At 66.3% G+C, this 15,111-nt stretch carries 8 protein-coding genes; 1 reads left to right on the plus strand and 7 read right to left on the minus strand.

What is annotated here, in order from left to right; all coding sequences use genetic code 11:
• Nucleotides 1-74: 74 nt before the first annotated feature.
• From JOF48_RS09240 to JOF48_RS09270, 7 genes are all read right to left on the minus strand, one after another.
• Nucleotides 75-1,298, minus strand: a complete 1,224-nt coding sequence (locus JOF48_RS09240; RefSeq protein WP_209679937.1) for a Wadjet anti-phage system protein JetD domain-containing protein — start codon at nt 1,296-1,298, stop codon at nt 75-77.
• Nucleotides 1,288-4,668, minus strand: coding sequence for an ATP-binding protein (locus JOF48_RS09245; RefSeq protein WP_209679939.1), 3,381 nt, complete (start codon nt 4,666-4,668; stop codon nt 1,288-1,290). The genes JOF48_RS09240 and JOF48_RS09245 overlap by 11 nt, the downstream gene beginning before the upstream one ends.
• Nucleotides 4,665-5,351: a DUF4194 domain-containing protein gene (locus JOF48_RS09250; protein WP_209679941.1), complete on the minus strand. Its 687-nt coding sequence runs from the start codon at nt 5,349-5,351 to the stop codon at nt 4,665-4,667. Before JOF48_RS09250 ends, JOF48_RS09245 begins: the two co-directional genes overlap by 4 nt.
• Nucleotides 5,348-6,790, minus strand: a complete 1,443-nt coding sequence (locus JOF48_RS09255) for a DUF3375 domain-containing protein (protein WP_209679943.1) — start codon at nt 6,788-6,790, stop codon at nt 5,348-5,350. Before JOF48_RS09255 ends, JOF48_RS09250 begins: the two co-directional genes overlap by 4 nt.
• A gap of 477 nt (nt 6,791-7,267) precedes the next feature.
• Complete coding sequence (locus tag JOF48_RS09260; RefSeq protein WP_209679947.1) at nt 7,268-9,391, minus strand: PhoX family protein; 2,124 nt, start codon at nt 9,389-9,391, stop codon at nt 7,268-7,270.
• A gap of 159 nt (nt 9,392-9,550) precedes the next feature.
• On the minus strand, nt 9,551-10,921 hold the full coding sequence (locus JOF48_RS09265; protein WP_209679950.1) for an FAD-binding oxidoreductase: 1,371 nt from the start codon (nt 10,919-10,921) through the stop codon (nt 9,551-9,553).
• A gap of 387 nt (nt 10,922-11,308) precedes the next feature.
• Complete coding sequence (locus JOF48_RS09270; RefSeq protein WP_209679953.1) at nt 11,309-14,506, minus strand: type I restriction endonuclease subunit R; 3,198 nt, start codon at nt 14,504-14,506, stop codon at nt 11,309-11,311.
• A 140-nt stretch (nt 14,507-14,646) separates the two neighbouring features.
• Here JOF48_RS09270 and JOF48_RS09275 point away from each other — a divergent pair, with 140 nt between their 5' ends.
• The gene (locus JOF48_RS09275) at nt 14,647-15,099 is read left to right on the plus strand and encodes an OsmC family protein (RefSeq protein WP_209679956.1); all 453 of its coding nucleotides are present in this window, start codon (nt 14,647-14,649) and stop codon (nt 15,097-15,099) included.
• Nucleotides 15,100-15,111 lie beyond the last annotated feature (12 nt).

Here is a 15,111-nt window from a genome sequence, read left to right on the forward strand (position 1 = left end):
TGACTTATCTGCCCCCGGACCGGACAGCCAGTACCTCAAATACCCGCTGGATGGTTGAGGACGGGGAGCCGTTGTCAGCGCAGGCGGGGGAGCACCCAGTCCCAGTCCAGCAATTCCTGTTCCAGGCGGACGGAAGGGCCAAACTCGCCTGCCACAAGACCCTCGTACACGCGGGACTCCTCGGCGGACAGGTGGTGCAGCGCCGCGCGGGTCGGGGAGCCCTCTCGGACCCAAAAGTCCCTGTGGACCAGAAGGGTTTCCTCGTCCATGAGGATGCTGCGCACGTGCGGATGGTGTGAGCGCAGCTGGTCCAGGATGTGGAATCCGTGGGTGTCGAGGTCGCCCCAGTACAGCAGCTCCACTCCGCGGATCCACGCCGCATCCCGGATCCCCTCAAAGCCGTAGCCTCCGCCAAACACGGCCAGCGTCCGGGGCATGTGCGGCAGGGCCAGGAAGTTGACCAGGTTTTCCGTGGTGACGATCCGCTCCACATCCAGGCGCAGCCCGGCGAACCCCGCCGCTGTCAGCTCCACGTCCAGCAATCCGGCGGCCGGCGCGGTGGAAGGGTCCAGGAAACGCACGCGCACCCGGTCCGGCGCGGCGAGGAAGCCGTGCCGCCGCGCGTAGTTCTTGCCGGACAGTTCGCGGTCTGGAGCCAACACGCCGAGCATCCCGTCAATGAGCCTCCGGTGGTTCTCCACGAACTTGGTGTGCACGCCGGGCAGCGACAACTGCCGCAGGTAAATACCGGGTGCCGGATTTTCCGCGAGCCAAACGGCCACGCTTGCCGCGGTCACCGCATTCTCGCCGTTCCGGAGCAGCTCCAGCGGCCGAGCCCGGGCCCATTCCGCCAGACCCGCATCAACGCCGGCCACCTGCCGCGCCAGGTCGGCAAAGCGGGCGGCCTCTCGCGCCAGCCCCAGAAACGCGATCTCGTCCGCGGCAGTTTCAAACACGACGGCCGCCGGCAGCAGGTTCGCCCCAATGGTACTGGCACCGATTGAAACACGCTCCACGGAACAGCCTTGCGGCGCTGGATCCCACAGCGCCGCCCAGTCCGCAGCCTGGGCATAGTGCGTGCGCAGCGCGGTGGCGCTGGGATGCTTCAATGGCCGACGGCGGGGATGGAGTCCTGTGGGTGCGCCCACCTCGCGCAGCAGTTCGCCGCTGTTCCACGAACGCAGCGAGGCAGCACGGACATCCGCCGGCGATGACCACGCGGGCAGTCCGCCCGCCCTGGCAGCTGTCCCGGAGCCGGTTCCCGAACCGGCCGTGCGGCCGGAACCCTTAACGGCCACGCTTTTCCCGTTCGTCGCGGTATTCCTGGATGGTCATGTTGCGCAGCTGCGAATCCGCGCCGGATTCATTGGCCACAAACCCCACGTTCGCAACGAACGGCTCAATGACGTGGATTTTCTGCAGCGGCGTGACGATCAGCAGCTGCAGTTTCAACCGCTTGAATAGCTCCAGCCCGTACCGCGCGGACTCGTCGGAGCCGCGCCCGAAGGCCTCGTCAATGACCACGAACCGGAAGGACCGCTGGTTGCCGGGCCCTGCCGCAATCCCAAACTGGAACGCCAGGGCGGCAGCCAGGATGGTGTAGGCCAGCTTCTCCTTTTGACCGCCGGACTTTCCGCCGGAGTCGGTGAAATGCTCGTGCTCCTCGCCGGTCTCCGTCCATTTTTCCGAGGCGGAAAACGTGAACCAGTTGCGCACATCAGTGACCTTTGCGGTCCAGCGGTCGTCAAGGTTGGTGCGCCCCTCACGGCCGCGGAAACGCTCGACGAGCGCCTCAACCTGCAGGAACTTCTGTTCCGAATACTGCTCCTGCGCCCCGATCGACCCCTCCGAGCATGCTCTCAGGTCCGTGCCGAACTCGCGCACTTCCGGGTCCGTGGTGGCCTGAGGCTCCAGCTGGATGTGCCGGCCCGGGTTGTATTCGATCCGGGCCAGCGACTCGTTGATCTCATCGATTCGGGAGATGATGTCCTGTCTGCGGGCGTCAAGGAACGCATTGAAGGCCACGATCTCATGGATGGTGTTTTGCGTCAGCGATTCCTTGAACCGTTCGGCAAAGCGGGGCAGGTCATTCTCCACCAGCTGGGCCAGGATCCTGTTGAACTCCCCGGCAGCCTCCAGCGATGCGTCAAGATCGGTGGTCTCTGCCGGGTATTTGTTGCGAAAATCGGCCATGAACTTGATGGTGGCCTCCGAGGACCGGATCACCTGCTTGTTCAGCGCATCGATCGCGGCCGTCAGCCGGTCGCGCACGCGGCTCTCCGCCTTGGCCGTGTTCTTGTATGTCAGGCCGCCCGTCTCAAGCACCGCCCCGGTGAGTTTTTCCAGCTCGGCCAGCAGCCCGGCGTCGGGCGTCAGGGGGAATTCGGCGAGTGATTCGCGGCAGTCCGCAATCTGCTCGTTGATGGACTTGATGTCCGCTGCGTTGGCCCCGATCCGTTCCATCAGCTTCCGCAGCCGCCCGTTGGCCGCCTCCACCTTGTCGGCCGCCAGCGCCTCGCGGCGGGTGAGCTCGCGGAGCACGTCGCTGGAGGATTCGAGTGTGGCCTTTTCCTCCTTCAGGCCCTCCATGGTGCGCGAGGTTGCCTGCCAGTTGAGTTCGGCAAAGCTTCCGACGGCGGTCACTGTTCCGATGAGCCGCTGCTGGCGCCCCAGGCTGCCCAGCTGCGTGTCGATGCGGGACAGGCCGTCAACGGCTGCCTTGGCCTGGCCCTCGGCCTGTTCCATGGAGGAGCGCAGGCGGGCGATCTTGTCGTGGTTGTCCCAGCCCAGCACGTAGGTGGAACGGTCGCTGAGTGCCTTGCGGTCGTCCTTCTCGTGACGCCCGCCGCCACTCTTGAGCTGGCCGTTGATGGTCAGTGCCTTGGGGTGGCGGCGAAATTCAGCCATGGTGTCGCAGCACTGGTGGTCGAAGCGGCGGCCCAGCTCGTCCAGCAGGAATTCCCGCAGTGGAGTGCCGGGCTTGATGCTGATCTTGGAAGCCAGGGTGCCCGCGGCTGCGGGGCGCGGTGACGGCTTGTCGCCGACACGCAGGTACACCAGCCGGGCGCGCAGGTTGTTCGCATCGACCCAGTCGCTGACGGGGCCGTAGTGCTGGCCCGTGACCAGCAGGGACAGTGCAAAGCCGTGCAGGGTGCGCTCGGCGGCGCCCTCCCACGCGGCCTCGGAGTCCCTGACCTTGAGCAGCTCGCCGGCAAACGGCAGCTCGGATTCGGCAATGCCGGTTCCGGCGCACAGTCGCTGCCGCAGCGCGATCAGCCAACTGGGCAGCAGGTTTTGCCGGCTCAGCAGGCTCTTGAGCTCGTCCTTGAATTCGAGGGCTTGCTCAGCTGATTCGGAACGTTGCCGGTCCAGGGCCGTGCGCTGTTCCTGCAGCTCGGCGTTGCTGTCGACCAGGCGCTGCTCCACATGCGGCAGCTGGGCGGCATTGGCGTCGAACACCACCTGGTCCGCCGGCTCGAACAGGCCCAGAACGGTGGCCGCCTCGGAGTAGGTGGTCCAGCGCTCCCGCTGCGCGCCCAGCTCGATGGACATGCGCGCCAGCTCCGCCTCGATCGCGGCGATCCGGCCGCCGCCGCTGCTGCGGATGTCGTCGCGCAGTTCCTCCAGTTCGCGGTGAAGCCGGCCCAGCTCGGCGGTGAGCTCGGCCTGCTGCCCGGCCACCTTGGTCCCGGCCCGTTCCAGCTCAAGCTGGTGTGTTTCGCTGAGCTCCAGCTTCCGGGCAGTGAACCACGGCGAGAGCTGCTCGCGCTGCCGGTGGGAGTTGTCGTACTCCACCGTCAATGACGCGTGCCGGGCAGCATGGTCGCGCACCGGCTCCAGCATGCGGATCTGGTCCTTGGCCCGCAGCACTGCATCGTGCGCCTTCTTCAGGTCGTCGAAGTGGTGGAGCAGGTTCTTGATGCGGGTGTCAACGTCGTCCTCCTCCAGCATGTTGGTGCGCACAAAGTGGGTGATGTTTTCCACCTGCTTCATGGACACGGTGCGGTGGAACAGGTCCATGGCCTGGGCGGAGCTGATGCCAAAGTGGCGCTTGAACGCGGCACCGTACTTCTCAAAGGTGTCGAAGGTGGTGGTCCCGGCGGCCCGCAGCCGCCGCTTCAGCTTGGCAATGTCGGCGCCAAAGTCGGCAAAGTCACCCTTGATCGACTGCTCACCCTCCGCGATCGAGTAGAAGCGGGTGGGCTGCCCGGCCTCCTGCGTGGCCCACAGTGTCAGGGCCAGCGTGACGGTCTTGCCCAGGGTGGCGTTGTGGAACACGCCCAGCACCACCGAGTACGTGCCGGGGCCGCGCAGTGCCACGGGCCGGGAGGAATCACCGATGCCGCTGCGGGCGCTCTTGTGGAAGCCGCGCACGTACGACATCAGGGAGCGTTCCTTCTTCTGCGCACCCGCCGCCTTGTTGTACTCGATCTTGTTCGCCGGCAGCAGCAGCGTGGTGATGGCGTCCACCACGGTCGATTTTCCGGAGCCGATGTCGCCTGTCAGCAGGCTGTTCTCGCCGTCCAGCCGGAACGTGCGCACATCCTTGTTGAACGTGCCCCAGTTCAGCAGCTCCAGGCGGTGAAGCCGGAAGCCCGGGCGCGTGCCGGCGTCGTCAACGGTCAGGTCGTCAAGGCTGAACAGGCCCGCCTGCGTTTGGGCGCTCATGCCGTGGCCGCCTCTTCACTCTTTTGCCCATGTCCGACGGCGGATGGCCCGCCCTTGTTTCCCGGCCGGCCTTCCAGCTCGGCCCGGTAGTCGGCGAGGCGGGCGTCGAATTCCTCCAGCCACTGCGCATCGACGTACGCCTTCAGGATGCGGGCCACCTCGTAGCTGCCCTCCTGGCCGCGGAGCTTGCGCAGGAAGCCGAGCTCCACCACTTTCTTGATGTTGCCGGCCAGCTGGTCAAGGATGCGGGCTTCGTTGCTGGATTCAGGGAGGAAGACGGAGACCATGTCGCCGATCTGGGCCGCCGTCATGATGAGCCGGGTTTCACTGTTTTGCTGGTCAAACTCGGCCAGCCGGGCGCGCAGCAGGGCCAGCAACAGGCTGACGTGGAAGGTGAGCTGGCGGCGCGGGATGAGCCGGGGCAGCTCGGGGTCCGCATCCGGGGAGGAGCGCAGGAACGCAAAGCCTTCGGCGTCGTCGAGCACCAGTTCCAGGCCCAGCACGGCCACGTAGTCGCGGGCCTGGGCGGAGCGTTCCATGAGCCGCTGCCACAGTTTCTCATCCGCGTCGCGGTACACCACGCCCTTGAACAGCTTGGTGACCACCAGGGGCAGGCCGTCCGGGGTGCGGTCCGCCGGCTCCGGGGCGTCGAGGGTGTCCTGCAGGTGGTCGGCGTAGCTCATGAGGGCCTCACAAAGATGACTTTTTCAACGGTGGCTTCGCGGAGGCTGCCGTCGGGGAGCGTCCAGGAAAGGGTTTGGGCGGCGTGCGGGTCGATGGTTGCCGTGGGGGATTCGGTGGCGAGCTGGAAGTAACTGACAATTTCCGCAAGTCCCTGGCTGAGCGGGAAGGCATCGGCGATGTCCGCCAGGGTGGCCTGTTCCGCGCCGTCGAGAACGGCGTCGATGTTGGCCTCCAGGCGTGCCGTGTCAACGTAGAACTGGTTGAAGAGGGCGTTGGCATCCACGCCGAGGTCCTCGGAGACACCCACGGAATCATCGATGGGGGTGGACCGGCTGGGTTCATAGAGTGGACGCTCAAAAGGCAGGGCCACGGGGACGTCATGGCCGGCAAGCTCGGCAAAGGGGCCTGTGGGCGGGGTGCCCCGGACCGCGACGGCGCCGGATTCAATGTTGCGGATCAGGGCCATGATGCGCTTGTTTTCCAGGAACACCTTGTCATCGAGCAGGCGCCGGATCTGGGCGGAGAGCTGGCGGACGGTGGACTGGGTCTGTTCCACGGCGGGCAGCCAATCCTTTTGCATGGACGTGATCTGCGCCAGGCCGTCCTGCGTGGCAAGTGCTTCGATCCGGGTGGCCCGCTCCAGGAGTTCATGCAATTCCGTGCGCAGAGCGGGGGACATGAGATAGTCCCAAAATCCCTGGAAGGTGCGCCCCTGGAGTGAGCCGCTGATGTCCTGCTGGGACGAGAAGATGGTCTCGAGAAGATCGCCCTGGCCGCCCTCCCACAGGGAGATCTGCTCGCGAAGGCTGCGGTCCAGCTTGCGGAAGTTGGCCTCGACCTCGCGGAAGTCGGAGAGCAGCTCCTTGGCCGAGGTGGTGAGCTGGTGGAAGTGGTCCACGGCCTCGGGGCCGCTCATGACCGGGATGTCGCCGGAGCGGATCTGCTCCATCTGCGCGTCGATGTCGTCGCGCTGGCGCTGCAGTTCATCCAGCCTGGCCTCAGGGTCCGTTTCGGATCCGTGGACGAGGGTCTTGAGGAGGTTGAAGATGCTGGAGAGCCTGGACTGTGTGGGCACAAAGTCACGTCCGCGCAATGATTCCACCCAGTGGATGACGTCCGCGGTGGAGGCGGTGAGGTCGTAGACGGGCTCGTCCTGGCCGTCGGTGTAGAACTTGCGCAGCCACGCCCTGCCCGGCTCGGCCCAGTCGTCCAGGTACTCCCCGGCGCTGCGAGGAAACTTGTCCTCCCCGAGGGAATCCCGCAGTGCGAAGAGGACATCGTCCAGGGCGTCGATGAGGTCCTGGCGGCCCAGGTTTCGCTGGTTGGGGCCCGTGAATGCGGCCATGAAGAACGCCAGTGCCAGGGGAGCGTTTTGGGCGCGGAGCAGCGACCACCCCGCGTGGCCCTCACGCAGGGCATTGATTGAAAAATAGTCCACGGCTGCTGCTCCCAAGTGCCCTCGGTGAATGCTTCTTCAATCGTAGACTCCGGGGCCCACAATGAAGCATTGTTGCCGGGCCGCACGGCGCCGGCCGGCATGGCATCCGCGGCTGAGGTTGAGCCTGCAGCACTGGCGATGTATACGGATGAAACGGCAGCACCTGCGATGAAACCAGTGTTTTCATCGCAGGTGCTGCCGTTCCAATTCTTGCAGCGGCTCACAGTCGCATTGGCTGCTGTTTCAACTTTCGAAGAGCCCAAAAGTTCGAGTTTGCCAGGTCAACAATGGCCTGCGCGCCAGGTGGTGGAGGCATTCCCAATGCCCCGACGCGGAGGAGGTGGCCGCCAGACGACAGGTGTGGCACCACATGCGGCGCACCGGCCGTGATGCGGTCCGTAAGCTCGCAATTTTGGCCATTCTTGGGCGTTCAAAGGGCGTAAATTACGAGCTGACGGAGAGCTGGTGGGGGGTGGCCTACTTGCGTCCGTTGCCCTTGCCCGGCTTCGTGCCTGCGCCGGCCGGGAAGATCTGGACCACGGACGGACGCGGCGCGCGCACCTGGCCGGGTGCCGGCGTCGTGCCTTCAGCGACGTAGTCCGGGAAGTAGGAGGTGTGCTTGCCGTAGGAACCGTCCTCGCCCGGGTGCTGCACGGCGACGTACACCATGGACTCGTCGTCGTGGATGACAGGCCCGCAGGTTTCGGCATCGCGCGGCATGGAGGCGAACTGCTGGACGTTGCCGCGGTTGGCGCCTTCCAGGCCAACCTTGAACAGGCCGTCGTTGTAGCCGATCACGGAGGGTGCGCCGTCGGTGGAGATCCAGAGGTTGCCGGCCGTGTCGAAGGCGAGGTTGTCGGGGCAGGAGATGGGGCTGACCTTATCCGCCGGGAAGCCGCTGAAGTAGGTTTCCGAGTTCTTGGCCGGGTCGCCGCAGAGCATCAGCAGGGTCCAGTTGAACGTGGTGGCCGTGGAGTCGCCGCGGGTTTCGGTGATTTCCACGATGTGGCCGTCGCGGTTTTCCGCGCGCGGGTTGGTCTCGTCGGCAGGTGCCTGGCCGGGGAGGCCGCGCTTGGTGTTGTTGGTGCAGGCGACGTAGACCTTGCCGGTGGCCAGGCTCGGCTCCACATCCTCGCAGCGGTCCATCTTGGTGGCGCCGGCCTTGTCCGCGGCCAGGCGGGTGTAGGCCAGGACTTCCTGCACACCCATGCCGGCGATGGCGCTCTTGCCGTTGACCACGAGGGGCAGCCAGGTGCCGGTGCCGTCAAAGGCGCCGTCGGCGGGGACCGTGCCGGAGCCGTCGATCTCCACGGCCGAGTTGCCGGTGAACTGGGCAACGTAGAGGTCGCCTTCGGTCAGCAGCGTCATGTTGTGCGCCTTGTTGTTCGGCTTGTACTTGTTCTTGGAGACGAACTTGTACAGGTAGTCGAAGCGCTCGTCGTCGCCGGAGTAGGCCACTGCCTTGCCGTTCTTGGCGATGATGACGTTGGCGCCTTCGTGCTTGAAACGGCCCATGCTGGTGTGCTTGCGCGGCACGGAGTATGGGTTTTCGGGGTCGATCTCCACGATGTAGCCGAAGCGGTTGGGCTCGTTGCGGAAGTCCGTGCCGCGGGCGTCAAAGCGGGGGTCCTCCTGCTCCCAGCCCATGCCGGTGGCGGCGTTGGCCAGGCCGTAGCGGCGGTCCTCGGCGCTGGTGCCGTTGGTGCGGAAGAAGCCGTTGAAGTTTTCCTCGCCGGAGAGGATGGTGCCCCACGGGGTGGTGCCGCCGGAGCAGTTGCCCAGGGTGCCCTGCACCTGGCGGCCTTCCGGGTCTCGGAGGGTCTTGACCAGGTCGGAGCCGGCCAGCGGGCCGGTCAGTTCGAAGAGGGTGTCCATGGTGATGCGACGGTTCAGCTTGCCGCCGCGGATGTACTCCCACGGGGTGCCCTTGTGTTCGCGCTCCAGTTCCACCACGGACATGCCCACGGCATTGCGGAAGATGTTCCGGCGGGACTGGGCCTGCCACTCGTTGGCGGGCGCGGCCGGGAACATGATCTGCGGGTTCACATACTCGTGGTTGCAGACCAGCAGGCCCTTCTTGCCGTTGGGCTGGCGAAGGATGTCCGTGTAGTCGTTGTTGTAGCCGAACTGTCCGGCCTGCGACGCCTGCGTCTGGTTGGCAAAGTCAAAGTCGGGGGCGTGGTCAAACAACGGGTCGCCCCAGCGGATGATCGGGGACCAGTCGTAGCCGGCCGGGACATTGAAGGCATCCACCGCGGCATCCACGGGGGCGATGGGAGCGAAAGCCAGCCTGCCCGCGGCAGCCTTGGGGCCGTCGTCGTTCTTCACCGGCAGCGCACCCTGGCCCGTGGCCAAAACGGCCGCGCTCAGGGCGCCCGCCAGGCCGATCCCCATGGCGGAGCGGCGCGAGAATTCCGCCGAGGCGATGTCGCGGAAGTAGCTGTTGGTGGAGGTGTTGCAGACGGCCTTGGAGCAGGCGTTGTCGCATTTCAGGGCGCAGGTGACGGCGCTGCGCTTGCCGCGGGTGTGGCCGAGCATGGGCAGGAGTTTTTTGGCGTTGGACACGGTAAACCTTCCGGAGGGGGTGCGATGCTGCAACATTGGCAGGGCCGGGCGACGGAAAGGGGCGCCGGGGGTGAACGGCGCGTGAATGCGATGCCAACCGTCGGGTTCGGGGGGCTGGTTGGGATGCCCTCTGGGATGTTCGACGGCGGGTGCCCGGGTTGGGCGGGCGGGGCGAGCGCGGGGCGGTGGCGTGGCTCAGATGCCCTTGCCGGGGTTGAGAATGCCGAGGGGGTCGAACACGGCCTTGATCTTGTGCTGCAGTTCCAGGGACAGGCTTCCCACTTCCTCTTCGAGCCAGTCCTGCTTGAGCACCCCGATCCCGTGTTCGCCCGTCAGCGTGCCGCCGAGCCGCTGCGCCAGGTGGAACATCTCGCCGAGTGCCTCCTTGGCCGGGCCCTCGGTGATGGACTCGTCGTGGCCGACCACCACCATGGGGTGGAGGTTGCCGTCGGCGGCGTGTGCCACCACGAAGATCCGCACGCCCGTCCGCTGCGAGATGTCCGCCAGGCCGTCAATGGCCTCGGCCAACTTCCTGCGCGGCACCCCGATGTCCCCGATGGAGACCCGGCCCAGCTCCTGCAGTGCGGGGATCGCGTTGCGCCGTGCGGCCACCAGTTCGGCGGCCCGGCCGGCGTCGTCCGTCTGTTCGATGGACAGTGCGAAGGGCGTGATGGCCTCAACAAGGACCTGCTGCTCCAGCAGGGCGCCGTGGCCGTCGGTCTGGGCGAGCAGGAACGCGCCCCCGCGGCTGCTGTGCTCGGTGCCCATCATCGCATCGACCGCGGCGAGGGTCCCGCCGTCGATGAACTCCAGGATGGCCGGCTGGATGCGGGCCGCGATGATGGCCGAGGCGGCCCGGGCCGCGGATGCGGCGTCCGCAAAATAAGCGGCGGTGGTGGCCGTGTGCAAGGGTTTGGGGCGCAGCCGCAGCGTTGCCTGGACAACGATCCCCAGGGTCCCCTCCGAACCGATCATGAGGGAGTTGAGGTCGTAGCCGCTGACGCCCTTGATGGTGCTGCGGCCGGTCTTCAGGATCCGGCCGTCTGCCAAAACCACCTGCAGGGACAGCACCGCCTCGCGGGTCACCCCATACTTGGCGCACCACATGCCGCCGGCGTTCGTGGCAACGTTGCCGCCGATCGAGCAGATCGCCGTGCTGGCAGGGTCCGGCGCGTAGAACAGCCCGAACTCGGCCGCCGCGGCATTCACCTCCGCGTTGAGCACGCCCGGCTCCACCACGGCCAGCTGCTCCTCGGGGTCGATGCTGAGGATGCGGTTCATGCGGCTGACATCCAGCACCACGGTGCCCCGGGTTGCGGAGGATCCACCTGCCAGGCCCGTACCGGCGCCGCGCGGCACAATGTGGACGCCGTGACGTGTTGCCAATTGCAGGGCCTGGACCACGTCGTCCACAGTTTCCGCGTACACCACCCCGTCCGGGACCTCGCCGGGATCGAAGCCGGAACGGTCAACGGCGGCGCGAGCCCGCTCCGCCGGATCCGTCGCGGCCAACCGGGCGGCGCTGAGCAGGGATTGGGCGCCGCCTGCAACTGGGAGCGTGGTCATGCCTCCACCCTTGCCCATGGCCGCGGCCGCCGCAAGGGATGCGGGGAGCTTTTGGTCTGATGTAGCGCCCCGCCGGCATATTATGGGCGCCCGGCCTGCCTTTTGCGGGTCATTTGCATGCCGCGCTCGCCGCCGGCCACCACGCCTGCGCACGGTTAATTCGGAACCGTGCGCCACCCCGGCGGTTGCGCACGGTTGTGAATTAACCGTGCGCAGGGCCAGGGGAATGGTGCCCGAAGTGCCCGTTCCAGGCTCCGCCACGCCTCCCAAAGTCCCAACTCCCAATTAACTCCCAACTTTTTTGGGAGTTGGGAGTTCGACGGCGGCAGTTGCCTCCCAGCGGCAGGTGCCGGTACCGCCGGGCTGCCAAGAGAGGCCACGCGATGCCTACACCGAGGCCCGCTCCTCCGCATACCGCGGAGCCATGGATTCCATCTGCTCCATGACCAGCTTGATCGCATCCGGCTGCTTGTCCGGCGGGTAGCCGTTGCGCACCAGCAGCCGCTTGATCGAGGAGCGCAGTTTCGCGCGCACGTCGTCGCGCACGGTCCAGTCGGTGCGGATGTCGCGCCGCATGACCTCCACCAGCTGCCGGGCAATGTCCGCCAGCACGCCGGTGCCCAGGACATCCACGGCGGAATCATTCGTGGCAACGGCGTCGTAATAAGCCAGCTCGTCGGAGTTGAGCGCCGGGCTGAACTGCTTCCCGCGGTCGCTCTCGGCAGCCACTTCCTTCGCCATCTCCACCAGCTCGGCGATAACCTCGGCCGATGTCAGTTGCTGGTTCGTGTACTTGCGCATGAGCTCGGTGATCCGCTCGGAGAACGCGCGCTGGCGCACAATGTTATTCCGGGTCGTGGCCACGGATTCCTCGGACACGAGCTTGCGCAGCGCCTCGATCGCCAGCTGCGGGTTCCGCGCAGTCTTCGTCTTGGCAATGAACTCCGGCGTCAGGTCGTCCAATGACGGCCTCGGCAGCCCGGCCGCCGCATAGATGTCCAGCACCTCGCCCGACGTCGTCGCCCCGTCAATCAGCAGCCCCAGCAGCCGCTGGATGTCGGCGGGGATGGGAGCCCCGGATGCCTGACGGTCGGCGGCGTCGAACTTCGCCATCCACACCCGGATCTCCTCGTACATCTGCACATCCAGCCGCAGCGTTTCCATCGCCGCCGAGCCGGAGCACAGCGCCCAGGCTCGGGATAGCTGCCCGCTATGCCGGCGGTAGCGGGAGGCGAGAGTTTCGGATTCCGACGGCGCGTTCCCCGGTGCCGCCGGGTCGCGCAGGTATGCGGTGGCGCCAGTTGCGGCATTGAGCCAGGCTTTGGGTCCGCCCTTGGCCAGCACGGCACGCCAGTTGTACCCGGCAAGCAGCCCGCCCAGCGTGTCCAGCAGCGAAACGGTCAGGGCGATGGCCTCGTCCACGTTCCTGCCGACCGGTTTGTGCTCCTGGTCGGACTGCGTGTACTCGCCCAGCGCCTTTGCCAGGTTGTCGGCCAGCGGCGCATAGGCCACCAGCAGCCCGTCCTGCTTGCCGCGGAAGGTGCGGTTCACGCGCGCCAGCGTCTGCATGAGCAGGGCGCCCTTCAATGGCCGGTCGAGGTACAGGGTGTGCAGCGGCGGGGCATCAAAACCGGTGAGCATCATGTCCTTGACGATCACCAGCTCCAGCTCGTCATCCGGATCCTTCAGCCGGGCCTTGACCGCGGCATTTTCCGAGTCGCGCCGCACATGCAGGGATACCGGGGGAGTGTCCGTGGCGTCGCCAGAGTAGACCACCTTGATCTTGCCTGCGGCCAGGTCGTCCGAGTGCCAGTCCGGGCGCAGCTGGACAATGGCGTCGTACAGCTTGGCGCAGATTTCCCGCGTCCCGCCCACAATCATCGCCTTGCCCGGGCCCTCGATGAACTTCTCCATCGTGGCCCGCCGGCCCTCCCAATGCGCCACCAGGTCCTCGGCCAGCGCCGTGATGCGCTCGGGTGCCCCATAAACGGCATTGACGACGGCGACGCTCGCCTCGATGCGGGCCCGCTCGGTCATGTCGAGGCCGCGCGTGGCGTCGTCGGCCGCCTCATCCAGCTGCTCCTCGGTCACCGAGCCGGCCAGGCCCACCTTGATGAGGCGCGGCTCGAAGTACACGGGGACGGTGGCGCCGTCGTCCACGGCCCTGGTCAGGTCGTATATGTCGATGTAGTCGCCAAAGACGTCGCGGGTGTTGCGGTCGGCAAAGGAAATCGGCGTGCCCGTGAAAGCAATCAGCGTCGCGTGCGGCAGCGCGTCGCGCAGGTGCCGGGCGTAGCCGTCGAGGTCGTCATAGTGGCTCCGGTGCGCCTCGTCCACCACCACGATGATGTTGCGCCGGTCGCTGAGCAGCGGGTGCTCGCTGCCGGCGTCCCTCTCTTCCTTGCTGCGGCCAAACTTCTGCAGCGTGGTGAAGTAGATGCCGCCGGTGGTGCGGTTGCCCAGCTCGTCCCGCAGTTCGGAGCGACGCCGGATCTGGCGCGGCTTCTCCGGCAGCAGCTGGCTCTGCGCAAACGACTCATACAGCTGCCCGTCCAGCTCATTGCGGTCGGTGATGACCACCACCGTGGGGTTTTTCAGCCGCGGGTGGCGGATGACCTTGTTGGTGTAGAGCTCCATTTCCATGGACTTGCCGGAGCCCTGGGTGTGCCAGACGACGCCGGCCTTCCCGTTGGATTCCACCGCCAGCACTGTGTTTCCCACGGCCTTGGTGACGGCGAAGTACTGGTGCGGCTTGGCGATGCGCTTGGTCAGCCCGTCGGCGTTTTCATCAAAGGCCGTGAACTCGGTCAACAGCTGCAGGAACCGTTCCTGGTTGTAGAGCCCCTGCAGGGCCGTCTCCATGGCGGTGACCGCCTGCCCGTCCAGCATGAAGCCAGGCGGAACGGGGACGCCGTCGTCATCAACATTCCAGGGCGAGAAGTGGTTGAACGGGGTGAAGGGGGTGCCGTACCTGGCCAGGATGCCGTCGCTGGCCAGGGTCATGACGCAGAAACGGAACGCCATGGGGAACTCGCGCAGGTAGGTCTGCAGCTGGGCGTGCGCGGCGGGGAGGTCTGCCGCTGCGCTGCCGGCCTTCTTCAGCTCGATGATGCTCACGGGCATGCCGTTGCAGTACAGGACCAGGTCGAAGCGGCGCTTGTAGTCGCCGGCCACGAGGGTCACCTGGTTGACGGCCATCCAGTCGTTGCGGTCGGGATCGGGGCTGAGCAGGTGGATGGTGGCGTTGACGTCGGTGCCGTCAATATCGATGTAGCTGAGCCGGTAGCCGTGGACCAGGTACTCATGGATGCGGTGGTTTTCGCTGATGGCGTCGTTGGACTTCGGCGCCGTGATTTCCGCCAGCGCCTGCTTGAGGTACTGCACGGGGACGGTGGGGTTGAACTGCTGCAGCGCCGCCAACATGCGGGGCCGGATGAGGAGCTCGGACCACGACTCCCGCTCTCCTTTACCGGGGGCGATGTCCTCGCCGTGCACCGGCCGCCAGCCCAAGTCTTCGTCCGCCAACCGCTCCAGGGCGAGGTCTTCCCAGTCGGCCTCTGAAAAACCGGTGGCGGTTGGTGTCATGGTGTTCTCCTGCTGGGCGGGGTGATCGTGCAAATGACGCTACCAGCCGGGGCGCACCACACTGCGGATGTGAACCGCTATCGGGGGTTATCAAGGGAAACACTTCAAATTTCAGCCCTCACCGGTGGCATGATTGAGGCATGAGCGAAAAAGTAGAGTCCGCCCAGCGTTCCGTAGAACTGACCCGCACGTCCACGGCTGTATATACAGTACGGAATGCCACGGGTGCCGAGATGCAGTTCGGTCACGGCGATGGCCTGTTCAGCCCCGTCGAATTGCTGCTGGCCGCCATCGCCGGCTGCTCGTCCATCGACGTCGACACCGTCACCGCCCGCAGCGCCGAGCCCACCAGCTACACGGTGACGGCAACCGGCGACAAGCTCTCTGAAGACGGCGCCACCCGCGTGGACAACCTGAATATCGCCTTCAACATCGAATTCCCCGACACCGAAGGCGGCCAGAAGGCGGCCGGCATGGTCGAGCGCCTGGCAAAACTCTCGCACGACAAGTACTGCACCGTCTCCCGCACCGTGGAGCGCGGCACCCCCGTCTCACACACGCTCAACGTCACCGTCGGAGACTCCACGGACTGACCCGAGCCTCCG

The sequence above is a fragment of the Arthrobacter stackebrandtii genome (assembly GCF_017876675.1).
Taxonomy (GTDB): Bacteria; Actinomycetota; Actinomycetes; order Actinomycetales; family Micrococcaceae; genus Specibacter; species Specibacter stackebrandtii.